This window comes from Streptomyces sp. NPDC091281 (assembly GCF_044757425.1).
GTDB lineage: Bacteria > Actinomycetota > Actinomycetes > Streptomycetales > Streptomycetaceae > Streptomyces.
The window spans coordinates 190,383-213,248 of record NZ_JBIVUY010000004.1; the positions used below are offsets into that span (position 1 = coordinate 190,383).

The 22,866-nt window shown below is 72.5% G+C and carries 20 protein-coding genes and 1 pseudogene; 14 read left to right on the top strand and 7 right to left on the bottom strand.

Annotated features, from left to right (window positions below):
- Positions 1-3 precede the first annotated feature (3 nt).
- Positions 4-1,629, top strand: a complete 1,626-nt coding sequence (locus tag ACIQPQ_RS12410; protein ID WP_401302935.1) for a penicillin-binding transpeptidase domain-containing protein — start codon at positions 4-6, stop codon at positions 1,627-1,629.
- Positions 1,630-1,854: 225 nt separating this feature from the next.
- Positions 1,855-3,528 carry a penicillin-binding transpeptidase domain-containing protein gene (locus ACIQPQ_RS12415; protein ID WP_401302937.1) on the top strand — a complete coding sequence of 558 codons (1,674 nt, stop codon included), beginning with the start codon at positions 1,855-1,857 and terminating at the stop codon, positions 3,526-3,528.
- A 106-nt stretch (positions 3,529-3,634) separates the two neighbouring features.
- Here the strand turns inward: ACIQPQ_RS12415 and ACIQPQ_RS12420 are convergent, their stop codons facing one another.
- Positions 3,635-4,015, bottom strand: a complete 381-nt coding sequence (locus tag ACIQPQ_RS12420; protein WP_401302938.1) for an SsgA family sporulation/cell division regulator — start codon at positions 4,013-4,015, stop codon at positions 3,635-3,637.
- Positions 4,016-4,232: 217 nt separating this feature from the next.
- On the opposite strand from ACIQPQ_RS12420, the gene ACIQPQ_RS12425 reads away from it, so the two are divergent.
- The 4 genes from ACIQPQ_RS12425 to ACIQPQ_RS12440 all read left to right on the top strand — a co-directional run bounded on the left by ACIQPQ_RS12425 (position 4,233) and on the right by ACIQPQ_RS12440 (position 8,247).
- Positions 4,233-5,297 carry an energy-coupling factor ABC transporter permease gene (locus ACIQPQ_RS12425; RefSeq protein WP_401302940.1) on the top strand — a complete coding sequence of 355 codons (1,065 nt, stop codon included), beginning with the start codon at positions 4,233-4,235 and terminating at the stop codon, positions 5,295-5,297.
- A gap of 13 nt (positions 5,298-5,310) precedes the next feature.
- On the top strand, positions 5,311-6,072 hold the full coding sequence (gene cbiQ / locus ACIQPQ_RS12430; RefSeq protein WP_401302941.1) for a cobalt ECF transporter T component CbiQ: 762 nt from the start codon (positions 5,311-5,313) through the stop codon (positions 6,070-6,072).
- Positions 6,073-6,254: 182 nt separating this feature from the next.
- Positions 6,255-6,977 carry an energy-coupling factor ABC transporter ATP-binding protein gene (locus ACIQPQ_RS12435; RefSeq protein ID WP_401303561.1) on the top strand — a complete coding sequence of 241 codons (723 nt, stop codon included), beginning with the start codon at positions 6,255-6,257 and terminating at the stop codon, positions 6,975-6,977.
- 106 nt (positions 6,978-7,083) lie between these two features.
- Positions 7,084-8,247, top strand: coding sequence for a serine hydrolase domain-containing protein (locus ACIQPQ_RS12440; protein ID WP_401303563.1), 1,164 nt, complete (start codon positions 7,084-7,086; stop codon positions 8,245-8,247).
- Between the two features lie 64 nt (positions 8,248-8,311).
- Here the strand turns inward: ACIQPQ_RS12440 and ACIQPQ_RS12445 are convergent, their stop codons facing one another.
- Positions 8,312-8,587 (bottom strand): DUF1876 domain-containing protein, encoded by a 276-nt coding sequence (locus tag ACIQPQ_RS12445; protein WP_401303565.1) that lies wholly within the window; start codon positions 8,585-8,587, stop codon positions 8,312-8,314.
- Positions 8,588-8,975: 388 nt separating this feature from the next.
- On the opposite strand from ACIQPQ_RS12445, the gene ACIQPQ_RS12450 reads away from it, so the two are divergent.
- The 3 genes and pseudogenes from ACIQPQ_RS12450 (at position 8,976) to ACIQPQ_RS12460 (ending at position 9,904) form a co-directional block, all read left to right on the top strand.
- Positions 8,976-9,407, top strand: a complete 432-nt coding sequence (locus ACIQPQ_RS12450; protein ID WP_401302943.1) for a VOC family protein — start codon at positions 8,976-8,978, stop codon at positions 9,405-9,407.
- A 165-nt stretch (positions 9,408-9,572) separates the two neighbouring features.
- Positions 9,573-9,695: pseudogene (locus tag ACIQPQ_RS12455) on the top strand (XRE family transcriptional regulator); the annotation flags it as partial.
- A gap of 2 nt (positions 9,696-9,697) precedes the next feature.
- Positions 9,698-9,904 carry a DUF397 domain-containing protein gene (locus ACIQPQ_RS12460; protein WP_401302945.1) on the top strand — a complete coding sequence of 69 codons (207 nt, stop codon included), beginning with the start codon at positions 9,698-9,700 and terminating at the stop codon, positions 9,902-9,904.
- A gap of 99 nt (positions 9,905-10,003) precedes the next feature.
- On the opposite strand, the gene ACIQPQ_RS12465 is transcribed toward ACIQPQ_RS12460, so the two are convergent.
- Positions 10,004-11,041 carry an NAD(P)-dependent alcohol dehydrogenase gene (locus tag ACIQPQ_RS12465; RefSeq protein ID WP_401302947.1) on the bottom strand — a complete coding sequence of 346 codons (1,038 nt, stop codon included), beginning with the start codon at positions 11,039-11,041 and terminating at the stop codon, positions 10,004-10,006.
- A gap of 133 nt (positions 11,042-11,174) precedes the next feature.
- Between ACIQPQ_RS12465 and ACIQPQ_RS12470 the strand changes: the two genes are divergently transcribed.
- Positions 11,175-11,840 (top strand): TetR/AcrR family transcriptional regulator C-terminal domain-containing protein, encoded by a 666-nt coding sequence (locus ACIQPQ_RS12470; RefSeq protein ID WP_401302949.1) that lies wholly within the window; start codon positions 11,175-11,177, stop codon positions 11,838-11,840.
- 59 nt (positions 11,841-11,899) lie between these two features.
- On the opposite strand, the gene ACIQPQ_RS12475 is transcribed toward ACIQPQ_RS12470, so the two are convergent.
- The gene (locus tag ACIQPQ_RS12475) at positions 11,900-12,466 is read right to left on the bottom strand and encodes an ATP-binding protein (protein WP_401302950.1); all 567 of its coding nucleotides are present in this window, start codon (positions 12,464-12,466) and stop codon (positions 11,900-11,902) included.
- A gap of 192 nt (positions 12,467-12,658) precedes the next feature.
- Here ACIQPQ_RS12475 and ACIQPQ_RS12480 point away from each other — a divergent pair, with 192 nt between their 5' ends.
- Positions 12,659-14,011, top strand: coding sequence for a tetratricopeptide repeat protein (locus ACIQPQ_RS12480; protein WP_401302952.1), 1,353 nt, complete (start codon positions 12,659-12,661; stop codon positions 14,009-14,011).
- A 160-nt stretch (positions 14,012-14,171) separates the two neighbouring features.
- On the opposite strand, the gene ACIQPQ_RS12485 is transcribed toward ACIQPQ_RS12480, so the two are convergent.
- A complete protein-coding gene (locus ACIQPQ_RS12485; protein ID WP_401302954.1) occupies positions 14,172-14,384 on the bottom strand; it encodes a DUF397 domain-containing protein in 213 nt (70 codons plus the stop codon).
- Between the two features lie 207 nt (positions 14,385-14,591).
- On the opposite strand from ACIQPQ_RS12485, the gene ACIQPQ_RS12490 reads away from it, so the two are divergent.
- Entirely contained in the window at positions 14,592-14,834 is a 243-nt protein-coding gene (locus ACIQPQ_RS12490; RefSeq protein WP_401302956.1) for a hypothetical protein, read from the top strand.
- Between the two features lie 368 nt (positions 14,835-15,202).
- On the opposite strand, the gene ACIQPQ_RS12495 is transcribed toward ACIQPQ_RS12490, so the two are convergent.
- On the bottom strand, positions 15,203-17,422 hold the full coding sequence (locus ACIQPQ_RS12495) for an MMPL family transporter (RefSeq protein ID WP_401302958.1): 2,220 nt from the start codon (positions 17,420-17,422) through the stop codon (positions 15,203-15,205).
- 246 nt (positions 17,423-17,668) lie between these two features.
- A complete protein-coding gene (locus ACIQPQ_RS12500) occupies positions 17,669-18,274 on the bottom strand; it encodes a TetR/AcrR family transcriptional regulator (protein WP_383773156.1) in 606 nt (201 codons plus the stop codon).
- Between the two features lie 184 nt (positions 18,275-18,458).
- Between ACIQPQ_RS12500 and ACIQPQ_RS12505 the strand changes: the two genes are divergently transcribed.
- The gene (locus ACIQPQ_RS12505; protein WP_401302960.1) at positions 18,459-21,845 is read left to right on the top strand and encodes a S41 family peptidase; all 3,387 of its coding nucleotides are present in this window, start codon (positions 18,459-18,461) and stop codon (positions 21,843-21,845) included.
- A gap of 201 nt (positions 21,846-22,046) precedes the next feature.
- The gene (locus ACIQPQ_RS12510; protein ID WP_401302961.1) at positions 22,047-22,850 is read left to right on the top strand and encodes an exodeoxyribonuclease III; all 804 of its coding nucleotides are present in this window, start codon (positions 22,047-22,049) and stop codon (positions 22,848-22,850) included.
- Positions 22,851-22,866: the final 16 nt, after the last annotated feature.

The window sequence follows — 22,866 nt, forward strand, 5'->3', positions numbered from 1 at the left end:
CGTATGCGCAAGGGGGCCAAGGCGGCGGTCGTCGGGGTGGTGTTCGCCGGGATGGTGGGCGGGGCCGGGTACGGGGCGTTCAACCTCGTGGACGCGGTGAACGGGGGCGACCCGGGGGCGGCGGAGGCGGAGGTCCGCAAGAGCGGGCCGCCCACCGACGGGGAGGTGAAGCGGGTCAGCCGGGACTTCTTCGCCGCGTGGGAGGAGAACGATCCCGCGACGGCCGCGGCCCTCACCAACAACTCGGCCAAGGCGGGCCCGCTGCTCACCTCGTACGGGGAGTCCGCCCGCATCACCGGCGTGAAGATCACACCGGGGACGGCGAGCGGGGCCACGGTGCCGTTCACCGTACGGGCCACGGTGTCGTACGACGGGAAGAGCAAGCCGCTCTCCTACGCGAGCCGGCTGACCGTCGTGCGCGGCGTCACCACCGGGAAGGCGCTGATCGACTGGCGGCCGGCCGTCGTGCACCCGGCGTTGAAGGGCATGGACGACACCCTCGTCACCGCGGAGGCGAAGGCGCCCCCGATCGAGGCCGTGGACCGGGACGGCGGCGTCGTCACCAAGGAGAAGTACCCGTCCCTGAGCCCGATCCTGGACGCGCTGCGCGCCAAGTACGGCGAGAAGGCGGGCGGTGTCGCGGGCGTGGAGATGGTGGTGCGCCACGCGGAGGAGGGCAGCGCCGACACCCCGCTGCTCACGATCGTCGAAGGCAAGGCGGGCAAGCTGCCCACCACGCTCAGCGCCCGCGCCCAGGCCGCCGCCGAGAAGGCCGTCATGAAGTACCCGCAGTCGTCGGTCGTCGCCGTGCGGCCCAGCACCGGGGAGGTGCTGGCGGTCGCCAACAACCGCACGGACGGCTGGAACGCCGCGTTCCTGGGGCAGGCCGCCCCCGGCTCCACGATGAAGATCGTCAGCGCCGCCGCGTTCATCGACCACGGCATCACCACCGCGAACGGCCCGGCGCCCTGCCCGCCCGAGGCGACCTGGCAGAGCCAGACCTTCCACAACCTCCGGGGCCTGGACCCGAACGAGAAGGCGACCCTCTCCGAGAGCTTCGCCCGCTCCTGCAACACGGCGTTCGTGAAGTACGCCGACGACCTCAAGGTGGACACCCTGACCGCCGAGGCGCGGGACGGCTTCGGCATCGGGCCGGTGTGGAACACGGGCGTGCCGACGTTCGACGGGTCGGTCCCCGCCTCCGGCGGCCCGGACACCGCCGCCGCGCTCATCGGGCAGGGCCAGGTCCAGATGAACCCGCTGACCATGGCGTCGGTGACGGCGACCGCGATGACGGGCGCGTTCCGGCAGCCGGTGATCGTGCCGCAGAGCCTCGACGGCCGGGAGCTGGCGAAGGCGCGCGGCCTCCCCCCGGGCACCGTGCAGCAGTTGCGGTCGATGATGAACCGCACCGCCACCAGCGGCACCGCCGCCCAGGTGATGGCCGGGCTCGGCGGCCGGATCGGCGCGAAGACCGGTTCCGCCGAGACCGACGGCAACGCCACCTCCAACAGCTGGTTCACCGGCTACCGCGACGACGTCGCCGCCGCGGCCCTGGTCCAGGACGGCGGCCACGGCTCCGACGCGGCGGGCCCGCTGGTCGCCGCCGTGCTCCGCGCGGGCGGCTGACCCGGCCCGCCCGCCGGGCCGGAACCGACCCACCGGCGTGGCTGACGTCACACCTGACGTCACCCCCCTCCCCGGGGACTCTAGGCTGGTCGCGGTCGTTGGGGTGGTGAGGGAACTCCGGGGAACCCGAGGGGACTCGAAGGAACCCGAGGGAGCTCCAGGGCCCTCACCGATGGGGACAGCGGGGCGCGGGCGGCCCCCGGGGATGGCGGAGGAACGCGGACCGTGGGCAAGAGAAGGCGCGTCGCCGAGCGACGCAACAACCGGCCCGCCGTGATCGGCGGCGTGATCGCCGTCGTCGTCGGCGGCGTCGGCCTCGGCGGGTACGCGCTGTACGGCGGCGGGGGCGCCGCCGCCGAGGACGGCTCAACGTCCGCCGCCGAGCGCAGACCCGCCGTGAAGACCGGCCCGCTCTCCGCGAAGGAGGTCACCGGCACCGCGCAGGCGTTCCTGACGGCCTGGCAGAAGGGCGACGTCGCCGCCGCCGCGGCGGCCACCGACGACCCGAAGGCCGCGACCGCCCTCCTCACCGGGTACGGCAAGGACGCCCGCGTCACCGGCACCGCCCTCACCGCGAAGGCCCGCGCCGGGGACAAGGTGCCGTTCGCCGTGAAGGGCACGGTGACGTACAAGAAGACGAGCAGGCCGCTGGCGTACGACAGCGCGCTCACCGTGGTGCGCGGCCCGGACGGCGGCGAGCCGCTGGTGGACTGGCACGCCTCGGTCGTGCACCCCGACCTCGCCGACGGGGACCGGCTGATGACGGGCGAGGCGGGCGACCCGCCCGTGAAGGCCCTCGACCGCGACGGCGGCGAGCTGTCCGCGAAGACGTACCCGTCGCTGGGCACCGTCCTGGACGGGCTGCGCGAGAAGTACGGCAAGAAGGCCGGCGGCACGGCGGGCGTCGAACTGCGCGTGGTGCGCGGCAAGGAGTCGAAGGCGAGGAAGGCCTCCGACAAGACGCTGCTGGAGCTGAGCGAGGGCACCGCGGGGACGGTGAAGACGACGCTGGACCCGGATCTCCAGGCCGCCGCCGAGAAGCAGGTCGCGAGCCGTTCCCGCGCCTCCGTCGTCCTCACCCGCGCGTCGACCGGGGAGATCCTCGCCGTCGCCAACAGCAACCCGAACTTCAACACGGCCTTCCAGGGTTCCCTCGCCCCCGGCTCCACGATGAAGGTGATCACCGCCTCGCTGCTGCTGGAGAAGGGCCTTGCCTCGGCCGACAAGCCGCACCCCTGCCCCAAGTACTTCAGCTACGGCGGCTGGAAGTTCCAGAACGACGACAAGTTCCAGATCAAGGACGGTACCTTCAAGGCCAGTTTCGCCCGCTCCTGCAACACGGCCTTCATCAGCCAGGCCGGGGAGCTGGACGACGACAGCCTCACGCGGCAGGCGCGGGAGGTGTTCGGGCTGTCGCGCAACGACTGGGCGATCGGCGTGCCCACCTTCGACGGCAGCGTGCCCGTGCAGAGCAAGGCCCAGATGGCGGCCTCGCTGATCGGCCAGGGCGGTGTGCGGATGAACCCGCTGAACATGGCGTCCGTCGCGGCGACGGTGAAGTCGGGCCGCTTCCACCAGCCGTTCCTGGTCGCCCCCTCGGTCGACGACCGCGCCCTCGCGCGGGCCGGTCGGACCATGTCGGCGGACGCCCTCTCCCAGTTGAGGGAGTTGATGAACTACACGGCCGCGTACGGCACGGCCGCGCAGGCGATGTCCGGTCTCGGCCCGGACTACGGCGCGAAGACCGGCTCCGCCGAGGTCGACGGCCAGAAGAAGCCCAACGGCTGGTTCACCGCCTACCGCGGCGACCTCGCCGCCGCGGGCGTCGTCCAGCAGGGCGGGCACGGCGGGGAGACGGCGGGACCGATGGTCGCGGCGCTGCTGAAGGCGGGGAACTGAGGGGTACCCAGGGGTGCCCAGGAGTATCGAGGGGCACTGAGCGGGACCGAGGGGACGCGCCGGTCGGCGGGGCCGGGTCCGGCGGGGGCAGGGCGGGGAGGGCGCCTCAGGCGACCGGTCCGCTCACCGGCTGGGCCGCCGCCGTGTAGGTGCGGCGCAGGAAGCGCAGCAGGGCCTTGGACTCGAACTGGACGACCGAGACGCCCTCGGCGGTGTGGAACTCGACGATCGCCTGCACCCGCCCGCAGGGCCAGACCCGCACCTCGCCGCTGCCCGCGGGGGCGCGCAGCCCCTGTTCGAGGAGGGCGCGGGCGATGCTGCGCTCATGGGTGCCGGGCTCGTGGATGCCGGGGATGCCGACGCGGACCGTACGGGGGTCGTCCTCGGGGTCGTAGCGCAGGACGACCGGGACGGCTTCGCGCTCCTGCTCGACGAGGTCGGCGTCCGTGACGATGTGGGCTCGCGCGTACTGTTCGACTACAGACATGGCCGACCCTCTCACACTGCGTCACCCGTGTGGAAACCGTGCGTCCGCCCCCGCTTCCTCTCTCCTTCTCCAATGTCCCATATTTTCCCAGGTACGCCCGTTGGAGCCGGTGGTCCGGCCCGGCATCTCATCTGTGCGATGAACAGATGGATGACAGGTCCATGAACAAGCTCCTCGCTCTTGCGAAGGGTTCGCATCTGGCCACTATTATCGAACAGTGCACGTACCAGACGGATTCATCAACGCCCCCACCTCCGCCGTGGCCGGAGTCGTCGCGGCCGGTGCCATCGCCGTGAGCCTGCGCGGCGCGCGCCGCGAGCTGGACGAGCGGACGGCGCCGCTGGCCGGGCTGGTCGCCGCGTTCATCTTCGCCGTGCAGATGCTGAACTTCCCGGTCGCCGCCGGGACCAGCGGCCACCTGCTGGGCGGGGCGCTGGCGGCGATACTCGTGGGCCCCTTCACCGGGGTCCTGTGCGTGTCCGTGGTGCTGCTGATGCAGGGCATCCTCTTCGCCGACGGCGGCCTCACCGCGCTCGGCGTCAACATCACCGTCATGGCCTGTGTGACGACGGTCGTGGCCTACGCCGTCTTCCGCGGCCTGCTCAAGGTGCTGCCCGGCGGACGCCGCTCGGTGACCGCCGCCTCCTTCGTCGCCGCCCTGCTGTCCGTGCCGTCGGCGGCCCTCGCGTTCACGCTGATCTACTGGATCGGCGGCACCACCGACGTGCCGATCGGCAAGGTGGCCACCGCGATGGTCGGCGTGCACGTGCTGATCGGCATCGGCGAGGCCGTCATCACCGCGCTCACCGTCGGCGCCGTCATCGCCGTCCGCCCCGACCTGGTGTACGGGGCGCGCGGCCTGCGGCAGAAGCTCCAGCTGCGGATCGACGGCGAGCTGGTCGACGCGCCCGCCGCGGCGCCGGAGCCCGCCCCCGCGGAGCCGGTCGCGGCCCGCACCTCCCACCGCGCGGTGTGGCTGAGCGGCCTGGCCGCCTCCCTGGTGCTGGCCGGTTTCGTCAGCTTCTACGCCTCCGCCAACCCCGACGGCCTGGAGAAGGTCGCCGCCGACAAGGGCATCGACGAGAAGGTCGAGGACCACGCGGCGGCCGACTCCCCGCTCGCCGACTACGGCGTCAAGGACGTCGACAACGTCCGGCTCTCCGGCGGCCTCGCGGGCGTCATCGGCGTCGGCGTGACCGTCGTCGCGGGCACCGGCGTGTTCTGGGCGGTGCGCAGGCGCCACGGCTCCGACACGTCGCCGACCAGCGTCGAGAACGTCTGACGGAGGCCTCGTCATGGGCGCCGGGCACGCGCACAGGCTCTACCGGCACGGGCACTCCCCCGTGCACGCCCTGCCCCCGCACACCAAGCTCGCGGCGGCCCTCGCGTTCGTGGTCGTCGTGGTGTCGACGCCGCGCGAGGCGGTCTGGGCGTTCGCCCTGTACGCGCTGCTCCTCGCCGCCGTCGCGTACGCCGCCCGCGTCCCCGCCGGTTTCGTGCTGCGGCGGCTGCTGATCGAGGTGCCGTTCGTCGCGTTCGCCGTGCTGCTGCCGTTCGTGGCGGAGGGCGAGCGGGTCGAGGTCCTCGGGATGTCGCTGAGCGTCAGCGGCCTGTGGGGCGCCTGGAACGTGCTCGCCAAGGGCACCCTGGGCGTCGCGACGTCGGTCCTGCTGGCCTCCACCACCGAACTCCGCGAACTCCTCCTCGGCCTGCAACGCCTCAAGCTGCCGCCGCTGCTCGTCCAGATCGCCTCGTTCATGATCCGCTACGGCGACGTCATCGCCGACGAGATGCGGCGCATGAAGATCGCCCGCGAGTCCCGCGGCTTCGAGGCGCGCGGCGTACGGCACTGGGGTGTCCTCGCCAAGACCGCGGGCGCCCTGTTCATCCGCTCCTACGAGCGCGGCGAGCGGGTGCACCTGGCGATGGTCAGCCGCGGGTACGCCGGGTCGATGCCGGTGATCGACGAGGTGAGCGCGTCGCGCGCGCAGTGGTCGTACGCGATGACGCTGCCGGTCGTCGCGCTCGGCGTGTGCGTGATGGGATGGGTGCTGTGACCGTTCCGAACGAGGAGTCCGTCTCCGGGGCCGACGGGTCTGTCTCCGCGGCCGACGTACCTGTCTCCGGGGCCGACGGGCCCATTCCGGGGGCCGACGCGCCGTCGCCATCGGCATCGCCGTCGTCGCCGTCGCCGTCGCCGTCGCCGGAGGGCGCTCCCCCGTCCCTCGACGTCTCCGGCCTGGCCTTCGCCTACCCCGACGGCCACCAGGCTCTGTTCGGCGTGGACTTCGCGGTGGCGCGCGGGGAGCGGGTGGCGCTGCTCGGGCCGAACGGCGCCGGGAAGACCACCCTCGTCCTGCATCTCAACGGCATCCTGACCGGCGGCGCGGGCACGGTGACCGTCGCCGGGCTGCCGGTCGGCAAGCGGCACATGGCGGAGATCCGGCGCCGCGTCGGCATCGTCTTCCAGGACCCCGACGACCAGCTGTTCATGCCGACCGTGCGGGAGGACGTGGCGTTCGGACCGGCGGCGGCCGGACTGAAGGGCGTGGAGCTGGAGGCCCGGGTGGACCGAGCGCTGGAGCAGGTCGGGATGGCGGAGTTCAAGGACCGCCCGCCGCACCACCTCTCCTTCGGCCAGCGGCGCCGGGTCGCGGTGGCCACCGTCCTGTCGATGGAGCCGGAGATCCTCGTCCTCGACGAGCCGTCGTCCAACCTCGACCCCGCCGCCCGTCGCGAACTCGCCGACATCCTGCGGGCGTTGGACGTCACCGTCCTCATGGTCACGCACGACCTGCCGTACGCGCTGGAGCTGTGCCCGCGCGCGCTGATCCTCAGCGAGGGCGTGATCGCCGCCGACGGCCGCACCGCGGACCTGCTCGCCGACGAGGCGCTGATGCGCGCCCACCGCCTGGAGCTGCCGTTCGGCTTTGACCCGCGCACGGTGCCGGCGGGCGCGTGAGGAATCCCCGGCCGGGGCGGAACGTTCCCGCCTACGGCTGGAGACGTGTGCGGTGGCGGACAGGGAGGCGGCGACGGTGACGACGGACGAGGCGGGCCCCGCCGGGGTGACGGTGCACGGCACGGTGGCCGAGGGCTTCGAGCCGGTCCGGGAGGCCTTCGTACGGAACTTCACGGCGCTCGGCGACCGGGGCGCGGCGGTGGCCGTGTACCGGGACGGGCACCGGGTCGTGGACCTGTGGGGCGGGCACCGCGACGTCCAGGGCTCGGCCGCGCCCTGGGAACGGGGCACCGCGCAGATCGTGCGCTCGGCGACCAAGGGCGTGGCGGCGGCCGTGGCGCTGCTGCTGTGGCAGCGGGGCGAGCTGGACCTGGACGCGCCGGTCGGGGCGTACTGGCCGGAGTTCAAGACGGCGGGCAAGGAGCGTACGCGCGTACGGGACCTGCTGGCACACCGGGCGGGCGTGCCGGTGCTGGACCGGCCGCTGACGCCCGCCGAGGCCGCCGATCCCGCGCGCGGCGCGGCGGCCGTGGCGGCGCAGGCCCCGGTCTGGGAGCCGGGCACCGCCCACGGCTACCACGCGCAGACCTTCAGTTGGCTGACGGCGGAGCTGGTGCGGCGCGTCACCGGCCGCACGATCGGCGCGTGGATCGCGGAGGAGATCACGGCCCCGGTCGCCGCGGACCTCTGGCTCGGCCTGCCGGACGCCGAGCGCTCCCGGGTCGGCCGCGTGGGCCCGATCCCGGAACCGACCCGTCCGGGCACGCTGCGGCTCCGCCCCAAGCAGGCGGTCGCGGACGCGTACGCCGACCCCGCCTCCCTCACCCGCCGCGCCTTCGCCGCGATCACCCCGCTGCCCGACGAGAACGACCCCGCGTACCGGGCGGCCGAACTGCCCGCGTCCAACGGCATCGCCACGGCGGACGGCCTAGCCCGCTTCTACGCCGCGCTGATCGGCGAAGTCGACGGCGGACGACGGCTGTTCACCCCGGAGACGGTGGCGGCGGCGCGCGTGGAACGCTCGGCGGGCCCGGACCGCGTCCTCGTCGTGAACACGCGGTACGGCCTCGGCCACATGCTGCACGGCCCGGCCGCCCCGCTCCTGTCCCCCGCATCCTTCGGCCACCCCGGCCGCGGCGGCGCCCTCGGCTTCGCCGACCCGGAGGCGGGCATCGCGTTCGGCTACGTCACCAACGGCTTCCGTACGAGCGTGACGGCGGACCCGCGCGCGCAGGCGCTGGTACGGGCGGTGCGGGGCGTACTGGGCTGAGGGGTTTTTGGCGGCTGGGTGCGGCTGCCGCTTGGCGGGCGCGGGCGGGTGCGGCTGAGCCGTGTCACGCGTGGATGGGGTGGGACACCCTCCCGGAGGCGTCGTCGATCTCCCCGTGCGCCTTGGTGAGGAGCTGCATGGCGATCTCGTTGAGGGCGCGGGCCCCGGCGATCTCCTCGCCGACACGGGGCTGATCAGGGTCGATGCGGTGGCGGCTGGCGTGCCCGTGGGCCCGTACCTCGGTCCCGTCGGGCAGCCGCACCAGCGCGGCGGCGTGGGTGTGCGTCCCGTCCTCCTCGAACTCCAGCTCGACATGCCATCCGACGACGGTGTGCGTCACGTCCATCTCGGTCACCTCTCCCGGCGCAGATCGGTCTCCTGTCTCCAGGGTGCGCCTGGGGGCGCGGGGACGCAGGGGAAGGGGGCGGGGGCAGAGGAAGGGGGCGTGGCGGAAGGGGTCGGCGTCGACGGGGTGGTCCTCGGGGAGACGCGGCCGAAAGCCGATTGCCGGGCCGGGAGGACGTCCCGTACCGTCGGCCGGGTGACTACCGGGTCGGCCATGGGCCACGCACGAGTGGGGCACCCGGCCTCCGAGTGAGGCAGGGGCGGGCGAGGGGCCCGCCGCGCGACTCCACGCCCCCAGCTTCCCGCCCGTACGGGAAAGGGCGCGCGGTCCGCACGCCCGCCCCCGTACGGCTCGATCCCCATCCCCCGGAGCCCGCCTTCCCATGCCTGCTTCCCCTTCCCCTTCACCCCTCTCCTCCCCTTCCTCCACCTCCCTCCCCCGGCTGGACCACGTGGTGGTGCATGCCCGTGACCGCGCGCTGTCCGCGGAGTTCGTGGCGGCGGTCCTCGGTCTGTCGGTGGGCGCCCCCTTCGGCCCGTTCCTGCCGGTCGACCTCGGCAACGGCGTCACCCTCGACTTCTACGAACTCCGCGACGAGCCGGTGCAGTCGCAGCACCTGGCGTTCCTGGTGACGGAGGCCCAGTTCGACGCGGCACTGTCCCGCCTCGACACCCTCGGCGTCACGTACTACGCGGACCCGACCCACCGCGAACCCGGCCGCGTCAACCGGCTGTTCGGCGGCCGGGGGGCGTACTTCGCAGACCCGGACGGACACAACTTGGAGGTGCTGACGCGGAGTTATGTACGGCCGTGAGGTGGTGGGGCGGGGGCGGGGGCGGGACGGATCATCGACTGTCCCAGGCTTCTGATTCCGCCTGCGCACGGGCGTAGCCCGCGACTAGGGTGATTCCTCGTCGATCGACCGGGGGGGCGACGGTGTACTGGGCTGCGGACGCAACGCTGACCGAGTTCCAGCAGATCCTACGAAGACCCGAAGCAGGTGGAGTTCTACTCCGCGCTGTTCCGTCGGCTCAACTCCGAAGCGCTCCCGGTCGAACAGTCCCTGTCCATCATCCGGCAGCACATCAACGAAACGGACTGACCATGTCTGCTCTCAACAACGCTTCCCTCACAGGCTATGACTGGTTCAAGTCCTCGTACTCCAGCGGAGACAACAACTGCGTCGAGGTGGCGCGCGTCGCGGGCAACGTTCCCGTCCGGGACAGCAAGAACCCGGAGGGACCGGCCCTGCTGTTCGAACTGCCCGCCTGGGGCGCGTTCATGACCCAGCTCAGGGTTCAAGGGGACTGACAGCAACAGACCATCCCGCACGAACCGATGAGAGGGCTCCGGCACACGGGGCCCTCTCAGTCATGAGCGCTGTCGGCGCCGCGTGTGCACAGCGCGGCGTCACCCGGCAGGCAGCGTAAGAACGACCTTGCCCGTTACGGCGCCGTCGAGGAGGCGGCGTACGGCCGTGGCGGTTTCGGTGAGGGGGTGGACGCGGTCGATGACCGGGCGGAGTGTGCCCGCGTCGACGAGGTCGCTCAAGTCCCGCAGCCCGTCGGCGTGTTCGGAGGAGATGAACGTGCCGAGGTGCCGACGGGTGAACGGGGACAGCATCTGGGCGCGGAGTTGTCGGTCGGTGCCGCCGAGCCAGCGGCCGTCGGTCTCGCCGCCGGTGATGACGAGCCTGCCGCGGGGCGTGAGGGCGCGGCGCAGGTCGCGCAGGGTGCGGTTGCCCGCGATGTCGATGACGACGTCGTAGGGTTCCGGACCGGCGAGGAAGTCGTCGTGGGTGTAGTCGATGACGCGGTCGGCGCCGAGGGCGCGTACGGCGTCGAGCTTGGGCGTGCTCGCGACGGCCGTCACGCGGGCGCCGAGGGCGCGGGCGATCTGGACGGCGAAGGTGCCGACGCCGCCCGCGGCCCCGGTGATCAGGACGCGCTGCCCCTCCCCCACCTTGCCCTGGTCGCACACCGCCTGGAGCGCGGTGAGCGCGCTGATCGGCATGGCCGCCGCCTCCTCGAAGGTCAGCCCGGACGGCTTGGGGGCGATCCGGTCGGGGCGGGCGGCCACGTACTCGGCGAACGCGGCGTCCGCCGCGCCGTACACCTCGTCGCCGGGCGCGAACCCGGTCACGTCGGCGCCGATCGCCTCGACGACACCGGCGAGGCTGCGACCGGGGTTGGGCAGTTTCGGCGCGCGCAGCCCGCTCACGGGGCGGACGGCGAGGGGGAGTCCGGCCATCAGGTGCCAGGTGCCGCGGTCGACGCCAGCGGCGCGCACCCGCACGAGGACCTGGTGCGGGCCGATGTCCGGCCGGGGGAGGCGGTCGGTGCGCAGGACGGCTTCGGGGTCGGCGCCGTAGCGGTCCTGGACGACGGAGGTCATCGTCACGTCCGTGGCCGCGTCGGCTCTATTCCTCGCCTTGCTCGTGTTCCGCATGGTGGCCGCCCCGGTTCCTGAAGCTCGCTTGCTTACACCGTAAGTGTCCTGCTTACGCCGTAAGTACAGCACTTACGGCGTAAGCTCGTCAACGCCGCAAGGAGTTCGTCCGCGACAGAAAGCGCCGCCCACCGTGACCCGACGTACGCCCCCGAAGCAGGCCCGCGAGACGCTCACGCGGGAGGCGGTGCTGCGAGCCGCCGTGGCCCTCGCCGACACGGGCGGACTCGACGGGCTCAGCATGCGCAAGCTCGGCGAGGCCGTCGCGGTGGAGGCGATGTCCCTCTACAACCACGTCGCCAACAAGGAAGACCTGCTCGACGGCATGGTCGACCTGGTCTTCGCCGAGATCGCACTGCCCGAGCCGGGGGCCGACTGGCGGGAGGAGATGCGGCGGCGGGCCCACTCCATGCGGGAGGTGCTGTCCCGGCACCGCTGGGCGATCGGCCTGATGGCGTCCCGCGCGACGCCGGGCCCGGCGACCCTCCGCCACCACGACGCGGTCCTCGGCTGCCTACGCCAGGGCGGCTTCTCCCTGCCCCTGACGGCGCACGCGATCTCCGCCCTCGACAGCTACATCCTCGGCTTCGCCCTCCAGGAGAAAACCCTCCCCTTCGGCACCCCCCAGGAGACCGCCGCCCTCGCCGACTCCATCATGAGCGGCTTCACGGAGGGCGAGTACCCGTACCTGACGGAAATCGCAACGGCGCATGTCATGCAGCCGGGTTACAGCTACGGGGAGGAGTTCGGGTTCGGGTTGGAGCTGGTGTTGGAGGGGTTGGGGAGGGGGGTGGTGTGAGTGGCTCCGGGCTCCGGGGCTGCGCACCCGGACGCAGCCCCGGAGCCCGGATACGCCCTTCAGGACGGCGGGCCTTGCGTCTCCGAGCCCAGATCGAGGCGGCACCACACCGTCTTGCCGCCCCGGTCCTCCGGAGTCCACCACACCGCCGCCGCCACACGCTGCACGATAAGCAGCCCCCGGCCGCTCTCGGGCACCACCGCCTCGGCCCGTTCTTCCCTCAGGCCCGGCCAGAACGTGTCCCCCAGGGGCAGCAGAGGCGGTGACGCGTCTTCGTCCGCGACCCCGATGAACAGCCACTTCGGCCATGCCTTCACGTGCACGTCGACCCGGCGAGAGCCGCCAGGACGAGCCAGGGAGCGTTCCGGCACCACGTGGTTCACCACGTTCCCCACGAGTTCCGACACGATGAGCCGAGCGTCGTCCACCACCCCACCGGCACCCACGCCTCGCAGGAACTCCGCTGCCTGGTCACGCGCGACCCGCGCCGCGTTGCCGTGGTCGGCGAGGAGAGTCAGCGTCAGACAGCGGGCACCGGACGACGGATCAGGTTCGGTGAACCAGTGCGCGTGCGCCTCCAGTTCACTCACTAAGCACGCGTGCGACCGCGCTCTTCTCGCATCCATGAACGGTCCCGTCTCAGGTCAGGTCTGCCAGGGACATCCCGGCAGGGTGACGAGGGTGGACCCTTCAACCCATCTGCCGCTCCCCCCTCTTGGGGACCCCCCTCACCGGTACACTCGGGCTCAGGACGTGAGTGCAGATCGAGAGAGCCGATCCGACGAAAAACGTCAGGTCAGTCACGATGGGGAAGTGAGATGACCGAGGTAGCGCCCACCCCGGCAGCTCTGCCACCGCATGTGCTCGAACGCGCGGACGTGCGGTCGGCGATCGCCACTCACGACTTCGGCGAAGTCTTCCGGCTCGCCAGGCTCCACGGCCACATCAGCTACGCCAAGATCTCCGAGGCCGTCGGCTGCAAGCGCGAACACATCGGCAAGATGGCCCGCCCGGAGACCGGCGGCAAGGGCGTCCGCCCGCGGATCACGCAGTACTTCAAGATCCTCGAAGTCGTCGACGGTCTGCGCATCCCCGGCCATCTCGCAGGACTCGCGCCCCGGCCGTGGGAGCTGGAACGACCGGTGACCCCGTCCCCGTCCCACGACCCGTCCGCCCTGATCGCCCAGGGGGGAGCCGGTCTGTGGGACATCGCCGAGTTGCTTCGGCGAACCGAGATGTCCAGCATCAACAGCGCCGCCCTGGAGTCGATCGAGCAGGGGATCGACCAACTCGCCCGCGCGTACCCGTACGCCGATGCCGACCACCTCCACGACCGCACCCGCAACGGCCTCCAGTACGTCACCAAGCAACTCGAAGGCCGTGTGACACTTCGCCAGCATCGGGAACTGCTCATAGACGCGGGCTGGTTGTTCCTGCTCAACGCCTGCGTCCAGTACGACCGGGGCCAGCGCGAGGCCGCCAACCTCAGCAAAGCCGCCGCCCTCCGCATCGGCCAGGAGACGGACCACGGCGAGATCATGGCGTGGGCGTGGGAGATCGAGGCGTGGTTCGCCCTCACGCAGAGCCGCTGGCAGGACATGCTCGAAGCGGTCGAAGCCGGGCACGTCGCCGACCAGACCCACTCCGTCGGCGTGCAGCTCTACGCGCACAAGGCCCGAGCCGCCGCCCGCATGGGAGACAGCCGTCTGGTACGGGACTCCCTCGACGCCGGTCGCGCCCGCCTGGACCGCCTGCCGCGCCCGGACCACCCCGAGCACCACTTCATCATCGACCCCGACAAGTGGGACTTCTACGAGATGGACGCGTACCGGCTCCTCGGAGACGACGAACGCGCCGCCGCCCACGCCCGCTCCGTCCTCCGCATCAGCACCGGCCCCAACGGCACCGAGACCTCTCCCATGCGTGCGGCGGAGGCCCGACTCACCCTAGGGGTCGCCGCCGCCCGCACCGGCGACATCGAAGAAGCAATCGGCATGGGCACCACAGCACTCGAAGCCGACCGCAGGTCACTGCCGTCCCTGCTGTTGGTCGCTGACGAGTTGGACAAGGAACTCCGCTCCCGCTACCCACGCGAGGCCACAACGCGGGACTTCCACGATCGGGTCCTGACCATCAAAAGAGGCGCAACCAGACCCGAACTGCCCTTCTAGCCAGATCGGATGACTGCCAGGCCGCCGAGGCCACAAGCGCCACCCCGTGGGTCAAGCCCGCCAGCTTGCGGGGGGGGGCGATGGGCCAGGGCGCTTCACATCGTCCCTGCCCCCACATGCGCAAGCAGGGCCCGGTCTGCCCGCCGCCAGGCACCCACCGCTACAGCTCCTCGAAGTCACCTTCCACCAAGCTGCTTTCGAACGCGTCCCACCCGCCATACCGAAAAACAAGGACTGCGCCCACCCCACCGCCCTTGCTGTCCCGCAGGGCAACCCGGCCGCCGGCGAGGAAGGCCACCTCGACGCACTCGGCCTGACCATTGCTGCGGCTACTCTTGCGCCACACCGCGCTTCTGAGGTCTGAACTCGTCATCGCACGAACTCCTTTGGCGCCTGTCGAAGCGTGCTGCGGGTGTGCTTGGCAGTTGCTCGGCGGTCCAAGGCGTCTGCTGCGGCCGAGGGCCGGTTCCACCCTATCCAAGCCGGGCGGCCGAGGCCCGATCAATCCCGGCAACTGCGCCGCGCACTGCTCCGGCGGCGACGGTGGCTAGGCTGACCGCAGCGGACGAAGGGTGGAAGCATGGATGCGCGCCAGGCCCGGCAAGTGGGCGCCTTGCTGCGGCAGTTGGGGATTCCCGGCTTTGTCGCGCCGGAGGACCCGGAGAACGCGGAGGGGCCCTGGCGGGTGTACGACGCGGTCGACCCCGCCACGCGCCGGGACGTGACGGCTGACGCGCTCGCCTCCGTGGCCGCCCGGTTCCCCGAGGCGGAACCGGGGCCGGGTCCGACGCGAGGGTTCGTCGTGCCGCCCTCGGGTGCGTGACCGTCGGCGCAGGAAGGCCGCCGCCTGGTCACGCGCCGCCCGTGCCGCGTTGCCGTGAGCGGCAAGCAGGGTCAGCGCCGGACCGTGCGGACCGGAGGACGGGGCCAGGGCGGCCCCCGTCACGAAGAGGCAGCAGCCTCACGGGCGGTGCCGGGAGCTACCGCTTGGCCCCGCATGCCTTCACCGTCGTAGTCGTCGGCGGGCGACATCGCCGTACCGCCCGCCCCACGCCACGAAAAAGCCGGTGAGGGCACCCCGTCCCCACGGAGCCCTCACCGGCGGTCTTTCGGAGCGGACCGGCGGCCTACGGGGGCCGGTCCGCGTGCTGCGCGTGCGTCAGTGCTCGTGGTGCACGCGCCGTCACGGCGCTACACGTGCGCCAGCTCCCGGTTGCCGTCCCGGTCGTCGTCCTCGGCGTGGTCCTTGAGGCCCTCGCCCTCGATGTCGACGTTGGGGAGGACGCGGTCGAGCCACTTGGGGAGCCACCAGGCGCGCTTGCCGAGGAGGGCGAGGACGGCGGGGACGAGGGCCATGCGGACGACGAACGCGTCGAAGAGGACGGCGATGGCGAGGCCGAAGCCGATCATCTTGACCATGGAGTCGGAGGAGCCGATGAAGCCCGCGAAGACGGCCATCATGATGATCGCGGCGGCGGTGACGACGCGGGCGCCGTAGCGGAAGCCGGTGACGACGGCCTGGCTGGGGGTCTCGCCGTGGACGAAGGCCTCCCGCATGCGGGTGACGAGGAAGACCTCGTAGTCCATGGCGAGGCCGAAGACCACGCCGACCATGAAGATCGGCATCATCGACATGACGGGGCCGGTCTCCTCGACGCCCATGAGGCCGGACAGCCAGCCCCACTGGAAGACGGCCACGACGGCGCCGAGCGCGGCCAGGACGCTGAGGAGGAAGCCGAGGGCGGCCTTCAGCGGGACCAGGATCGAGCGGAACACCACGATCAGGAGCAGGAAGGCGAGGCCGACGACGAGGACGAGGTACGGCACGAGCGCGTCGTTCATCTTCTGGGAGATGTCGATGTTCATGGCCGTGGAGCCGGTGACGAAGACCTCGGCGTCGGTGCCCGCCTTGATGTCGGTGCCCTTGTCGCGGATGGAGTGGACGAGGTCCTCGGTGGTGACGGAGGACGGCTTGGAGTCCGGGATGACGGTGATCGTCGCCGTGTCGCCCGCCTTGTTGGGGGCGGCGGGGGTGACGGTGACGACGTCCGGGAGGCCCTTGATCTCGTCGCCGACCTCGGTGAACGCGGCCTTCGGGTCGTCGCTGGACTTGGCGTCGACGACGATCATCAGGGGGCCGTTGAAGCCGGGGCCGAAGCCTTCGGACAGCAGGTCGTAGGCGCGGCGCTGGGTGGTGGACGTCGGCTGGGAGCCGTCGTCGGGCAGGCCGAGTTCGAGGGAACCGGCGGGGACGGCGGCGGCGCCGAGGCCGACGACGCCCAGCAGGAGGACGGCGACCGGGCGGCGGACGACGAAGCTCGCCCAGCGGGTGCCCATGTTGGGCTTGGCGGCCTTCTCGGCGGACTTGGCGCGGCCGCCGCCGAGGAGCTTGCTCTTCTCGCCCGCGGGGCGGACGCGGCGGCCCGCGTAGCCGAGGAGGGCGGGGATGAGGGTGAGCGCGATGAGGACGGCGATGGCGACGGTGCCGGCCGCGGCGACGCCCATCTTCGTCAGCATCGGGATGTTGACGACGGAGAGGCCGACCAGCGCGATGATCACCGTGAGGCCGGCGAAGACGACCGCGGAGCCCGCGGTGCCGACGGCCCGGCCCGCCGCGTGCTCGCGGGAACGGCCCTCGGCGAGTTCGGCGCGGTAGCGGGAGACGATGAAGAGGGCGTAGTCGATGCCGACGGCGAGGCCGATCATCGAGGCCAGGATGGACGTGGTGGAGCCGAGGTCCAGGGCGTTGGCGAGGGCGCCGATCGAGGAGACGCCGATGCCGACGCCGATGATCGCGGTCAGCAGCGGCATGCCCGCCGCGAGCAGCGAGCCGAAGGTGATGACGAGGACCACGGCGGCGATGGCGATGCCGATGATCTCGGTGGCGCCGGTCTCGGGGGCGGCGCTGAGGGCGTCACCGCCGACCTCGACGGTCAGGCCCGCGTCCTTCGCGTGGTCGGCGGCGTCGGTGAGGGCCTCGCGCGAGGACTCCTCCAGCTCCATGCCGGAGACGTCGTACGACACGGAGGCGTACGCGATGGTGCCGTCCTTGCTGACGGCGTCCGCCTTGTACGGGTCGGTGACGGAGCCGACCTCGGAGCCGTCGGACAGCTCCCGCACCGTCTTCTCGACGGTGGCCTTGTGGGCCGGGTCGGTCATCTTCTCGCCCTCGGGGGCCTTGAAGACGACGCGGGCGGTGGCGCCGTCGGCGGCCATGCCGGGGAAGCGCTGTTCGAGGAGGTCGAAGGCCTTCTGGGCCTCCGTGCCGGGGATGGAGAAGGACGAGTTGCCGGCGGCGGGCGCGGAGGCCGCGCCGACCCCCGCGAGGGTCAGCAGCGCGATCCATATCAGCGCGACGAAGTGGCGGCGGCGGAAGGCGAGCCGGCCGACTTTGTAGAGGAACGTGGCCACGGAGGCGTACTCCCGGTCAGGTCGTGGGGTGGTACAGGGCAGGGGTGACCCACCGCGCCCGGAGCGGGTCCGGGGCATGGTCGATCGGCCCGACGACGTGAGCGGTGACGTCAGGTGGGGCGGACCGCGGGGACGGTCAGGAGATACGGGGGTGTGGACCGTGGGCGGTCGGGGGAACGGCGGCCGTGGGGGCGGTCGCGGGTCCCGGCCGTGGGGACGGTCGGAGGTTCCTGGCCTCGGGGACGGTCAGGAGGTGGTGACGGGGACACCGAGGGCGGGGAGCACCACGGCGTCGATGTACGAGACCAGGAACGACTGGTTCGGCGGCTGGTCGTCGAGGAGGGCCCGGGTGGCGAACCCGCCGACCATCATGTGCAGCAGGAACTCCAGCGCGGGACAGTCCGCGCGGACCTCGCCGCGGTCGATGGCCCGCTGGATCACCTGGTGGAACCCGGAGATCTCCGGCTCCACCAGCTGGGCCCGGAAGGCGCTGCGCAGATCGGGGTTGTTGTGCATCGCCATGGCGACACCGCGCATCAACGCCGAGTTCTGCTCGATGGTGCAGTCGTCCTCCAGCCGGACCAGGGTGTGCAGGTCGCCACGGAGGGTGCCCGTGTCGATGCCGTCGATGTGGTCCGGCTTGTTGTGCGCGATCGCCTTGACGACCAGGTCGGCCTTGCCGCCCCACTGGCGGTAGAGGGTGGCCTTGCTGGAGCGGGTGCGGGTGGCGACGGCGTCCATGGTCAGGGCGTCGTAGCCGACCTCGCGGAGCAAGTCGAGCACGGCCCCGTACAGCTCGGACTCGCGCTCGGGTGTGATGCGACTGCGACGCGCCGTTGCGACCTCAGTCATGCCACTCACCTTCCACTCACCCTTCGGCAGATCACGCGTGCGGAGGTGGGGGCGGGCCCCATCTCGTACACCACGACGATACCGCGCCGAAATGCGAAACGAAACAGTTTCGTACGTGTGATGGCTCACGTCGGCGCGGAAAACACAAGTTGCCCGGCCCGATCTGCCGGAAAAGCATGGGAAGGTGACCTATCTGCGCCTGCCGCATCTGAGCGGTGACCTGCTGTGTTTCGTGGCCGAGGACGACCTCTGGCTCGCGCCGCTCGACGGACCGGGCCGCGCCTGGCGGCTCACCGTCGACCGCACGAAGGCAGGACCGCCCCGCTTCTCCCCCGACGGCCGCCAGGTCGCCTGGACCAGCTGGCGCAGCCTGGTGCCCGAGGTCCACCTCGCCCCCGTCGACGGCGGACCCGGCCGCCGCCTCACCTACTGGGGCAGCGCCGACACCCGCGTCTGCGGCTGGACACCGCCCGGCCCGGACGGCCGCAGCGACATCCTCGCCGTCGCCTCCCACGGCGAGCCCTTCTCGTACTTCACCTGGGCCTACAAGGTCTCCCCCGACGGCTCCCCCGGCCGCGCCCTGCCCTGGGGCCCGGTCTCCGACCTCCAGGTCGCCGACCTCGGCGGGGAACGCCGGACCCTGCTGCTCACCGGCACCCCGCCGCACGAACCCGCCGCGTGGAAGCGGTACCGCGGCGGCGCCACCGGACGGCTCTGGCTGCACGGCGAACGGCTGCTGCCCGACCTGCCCGGCCACCTCTCCAGCCCGATGATCGTCGGCGACCGGGTCGCGTTCCTCTCCGACCACGAGGGCGTCGGCAACGTCTACTCCTGCGCCCTGGACGGCACCGGCCTGCGCCGCCACACCGACCACGACGCCTTCTACGCCCGCGACGCCGCCTCCGACGGCCGCCGGATCGTGTACCAGTGCGCCGGGGAGCTGTGGATCGTCGACGACCTCGCCCCGGACGCCCGGCCGCGCCGTCTCGACGTACGCCTCGGCGGGCCGCGGGCCGGACGGCGGCCCTACCAGATCCCCGCCGCGCAGCACGTGGACGGCCTGTCGGTGGACGAGACCGGGCGGGCGAGCGCGGTCGTCGTACGGGGCAGCCTGTACTGGCTCACCCACCGCGACGGCCCGGCCCGCACCCTCGCCGACACCCCCGGCGTCCGGGTCCGGCTGCCCGAGATGCTCGGCTCGGGCGGGCAGATCGCGTACGTCACCGACGCGGAGGGCGAGGACGCCGTCGAGATCGCCACCCTGCCGCGCGCCAGCGGGGACCGCCCGCCGCGCAGGCTCGGCGCCGGGCGCCTCGGCCGGGTGCTGGAGCTGGTCTCCGACCCGGACGGCGAACGGCTCGCCATCGCCGCCCACGACGGACGGCTGCTGATCGTCGACGCGAGCGACCCGAGGGACGACGGGAGCGACGGGGACGACGGGGGTGGGGGCGGCGTACGGGAGGACGGGGGCGCGGGCGGGGGCGGAGTCGAGGCCGGGGGGATCACCGAGCTGGTGCGGTCGGAGAACGGGCCGGTGCGCGACCTCGCGTTCTCCCCGGACGGGGCCTGGCTGACCTGGTCGCACCCCGGGATCGGGCGGTCGCTGCGGCAGATCCGGATGGCCCGCCTGCCCGGACCCGGACGGCCCGACCCCCTCGTCGTGGACGTCACCAACGGCCGCTTCGAGGACGAGAACCCCGTCTTCACCCGCGACGGGCGCTACCTCGCCTTCCTCTCCTGGCGCGGCTTCGACCCCGTCTACGACGTCCACACCGGCGACCTCTCCTTCCCGCTCGGCTGCCGCCCCTACCTCGTACCGCTCTCCTCCGCGACACCGTCGCCGTTCGCGCTCACCCCCGAAGGGCGCCCGGCGGCGGGCGGCCTCGACCCGCTGGTCACCGAGGGCGAGGAAGGGCCGGAGGGGCGGGACGGGACGGTGACCGTCGAGGTGGAAGGGCTGGAGAGCCGGGTCACCCCGTTCCCGGTGCCCGCCTCCAAGTACTCGGCGCTCTGCCCCGTCGCGGGCGGCGGACTGGTCTGGCTGCGCTGGCCGATCTCCGGCGCGCTCGGCGAGACCTTCGCCAACCCGGCCGACACCAGCGGGCGGCCGACGCTGGAGCACTTCACCCTCACCAAGGCGAAGAAGTCCGAACTCGTCGACGACCTCGACTGGTTCGCCGTCAGCGGCGACGGCAGCCGGCTCGTCGTGGTCGACGAGGGCGAACTGCGCGCCGTCCCCGCCACCGAGCCCGGCGACTCCGACTCCACCGTCTGGATCGACCTGCGGCGCATCCTCCACGAGGTCGACCCCGGCGCCGAGTGGCGGCAGGCCTACGAGGAGGCCGGGCGGCTCGTCCGCGCCTACTTCTGGGACCCCGGCATGTGCGGCATCGACTGGGACGCGGTGCTCGCGCAGTACCGGCCGCTGGTCGAACGGGTCGCCACCCCCGACGAGTTCGCCGACCTGCTGCGCGAACTCCTCGGCGAACTGGGCACCTCCCACGCCTACGTCACCGCCGCGCGCCGCAACGAGGGACCCCCGCACTACCAGCGGCGGCAGGGGCTGCTCGGCGCCAACCTCGTGTGCAGGGACGGCCGTTGGACGGTGAAGCGGATTCTTCCCGGCGACTCCTCCGACTCCAAGGCCCGCTCTCCGCTGGCCGGTACGGGCATCCGCGAGGGCGCCGTGCTCACCCATGTCGACGGGCGGCCGGTCGACCCGGTCACCGGGCCCTACCCGCTGCTCGCCGCGGCGGGCGGGACAACCGTGGAACTGACCTTCACCCCGGCCGAGGATGCGGACTCCGGCGGAGCCGGACGGTCACGGCGGGTGGCCGTCGTCCCGCTGGTCGACGAACGGCCGCTGCGCTACCAGGACTGGGTCGCCAAACGGCGCGAGGTGGTACGGGAGTTGAGCGGCGGGCGGTGCGGCTATCTGCACATCCCCGACATGGGCGGCTCCGGGTGGGCCCAGTTCAACCGCGACCTGCGCATGGAGGTGTCCCGGCCCGCGCTCATCGTCGACGTACGGGGCAACGCGGGCGGCCACATCAGCGAGTTGGTGGTGGAGAAGCTGACCCGGACCATCCTCGGCTGGGACGTCACCCGCGACGCGCAGCCGGTGTCGTACGCCTCCAACGCGCCCCGCGGGCCGGTCGTCGCGCTCGCCGACGAGGCGACCTCCTCCGACGGGGACATGATCGCGGCGGCGTTCAAACTGCTGAAGCTGGGGCCGGTGGTGGGGCAGCGGACCTGGGGCGGAGTCGTCGGCATGACCGGTCGGCACCGGCTCGGCGACGGGACGGTGATCACGGTGCCGATGAACGCGGCGTGGTTCGACGCGTACGGGTGGTCCGTGGAGAACCACGGGGTGGACCCCGATCTGGAGGTCCTGCGGACGCCGCTGGACTGGGCGGAGGGCCGGCACGCGCAGTTGGACGACGCGGTGGCGCTGGCGCTGGAGCTGTTGAGCACGCAGCGGGTGGTGGCTCCGCCGGATCTGTCGGGGGTGCCGGACCGGTCGCGTCCACGGTTGCCCCTGCGGGGGGCGGCTCCCCTGCGGGGGGCTTAGCGGGGGGGGCGGGGGGGGCGGGGGGTGCGTGGTCGGTGTTTCGTTGCCGGGTGACCGCCGGTGGGGCCCGTTCGCGCAGTTCCCCGCGCCCCTGAGGGGGTGGGGCGGGCCGTCGTGGGGCGGCTTTCCGTCGGTGGGGCTCGTTCGCGCAGTTCCCCGCGCCCCTGAGGGGGTCGGTGTCGGGGCCGGTACTGTGCCGGGGTGCTGACCGTGACCTCTGTGAATGTGAATGGGCTGCGGGCCGCCGCGAAGAAGGGCTTCGTGGAGTGGCTCGCCGGGACCTCCGCCGATGTGCTGTGCCTCCAGGAGGTGCGCGCCGAGGCCGAGCAGCTGCCGGAGGCGGTGCGCGCGCCCGAGGGCTGGTACGTCACCCACGCGCCCGCCGCCGCGAAGGGCCGCGCGGGCGTCTCCCTCTACAGCCGCCGCGAGCCCGACGCCGTCCGCGTCGGCTTCGGCTCCGCCGAGTTCGACGGCTCCGGCCGCTACGTCGAGGCCGACCTGCCCGGCGTCACCGTCGCCTCCCTCTACCTGCCGTCCGGTGAGGTCGGCACCGAGCGCCAGGACGAGAAGGTCCGCTTCATGGACGCCTTCCTCGCCCACCTCAAGGAACTGCGCGAGCGCGCCGCCGCCGACGGGCGCGAGGTCCTCGTCTGCGGCGACTGGAACATCGCCCACCAGCCCGCCGACCTCAAGAACTGGCGGGCCAACCAGAAGAACTCCGGCTTCCTCCCGGAGGAGCGCGCCTGGCTCACGCGGGTCGTCGGCCCCGAGGACGGCGGCTACGTCGACGTCGTCCGCGCCCTCCACCCGGAGACCGAGGGCCCGTACTCCTGGTGGTCGTACCGGGGACGCGCCTTCGACAACGACAGCGGATGGCGCATCGACCTCCACGTGGCCACGCCCCGCCTCGCGGGACGGGCGCTGAAGGCGTACGTCGAGCGCGCCGCCACCCACGCCGAGCGCTGGTCGGACCACGCCCCCGTGACAGCCGTCTACGACCTCTGAGGCGACGGGCCCCGCC

Bases quoted from the DNA above. Each gene is read 5' to 3' on its own strand.
- ACIQPQ_RS12485 (WP_401302954.1), bottom strand. From the start codon at position 14,384: ATGACGAGTTCAGACCTCAGAAGCGCGGTGTGGCGCAAGAGTAGCCGC.
- ACIQPQ_RS12480 (WP_401302952.1), top strand. From the start codon at position 12,659: ATGACCGAGGTAGCGCCCACCCCGGCAGCTCTGCCACCGCATGTGCTC.
- ACIQPQ_RS12500 (WP_383773156.1), bottom strand. From the start codon at position 18,274: ATGACTGAGGTCGCAACGGCGCGTCGCAGTCGCATCACACCCGAGCGC.
- ACIQPQ_RS12475 (WP_401302950.1), bottom strand. From the start codon at position 12,466: ATGGATGCGAGAAGAGCGCGGTCGCACGCGTGCTTAGTGAGTGAACTG.
- ACIQPQ_RS12490 (WP_401302956.1), top strand. From the start codon at position 14,592: ATGGATGCGCGCCAGGCCCGGCAAGTGGGCGCCTTGCTGCGGCAGTTG.
- ACIQPQ_RS12420 (WP_401302938.1), bottom strand. From the start codon at position 4,015: ATGTCTGTAGTCGAACAGTACGCGCGAGCCCACATCGTCACGGACGCC.
- ACIQPQ_RS12465 (WP_401302947.1), bottom strand. From the start codon at position 11,041: ATGCGGAACACGAGCAAGGCGAGGAATAGAGCCGACGCGGCCACGGAC.
- ACIQPQ_RS12450 (WP_401302943.1), top strand. From the start codon at position 8,976: ATGCCTGCTTCCCCTTCCCCTTCACCCCTCTCCTCCCCTTCCTCCACC.
- ACIQPQ_RS12460 (WP_401302945.1), top strand. From the start codon at position 9,698: ATGTCTGCTCTCAACAACGCTTCCCTCACAGGCTATGACTGGTTCAAG.
- ACIQPQ_RS12410 (WP_401302935.1), top strand. From the start codon at position 4: ATGCGCAAGGGGGCCAAGGCGGCGGTCGTCGGGGTGGTGTTCGCCGGG.
- cbiQ (WP_401302941.1), top strand. From the start codon at position 5,311: ATGGGCGCCGGGCACGCGCACAGGCTCTACCGGCACGGGCACTCCCCC.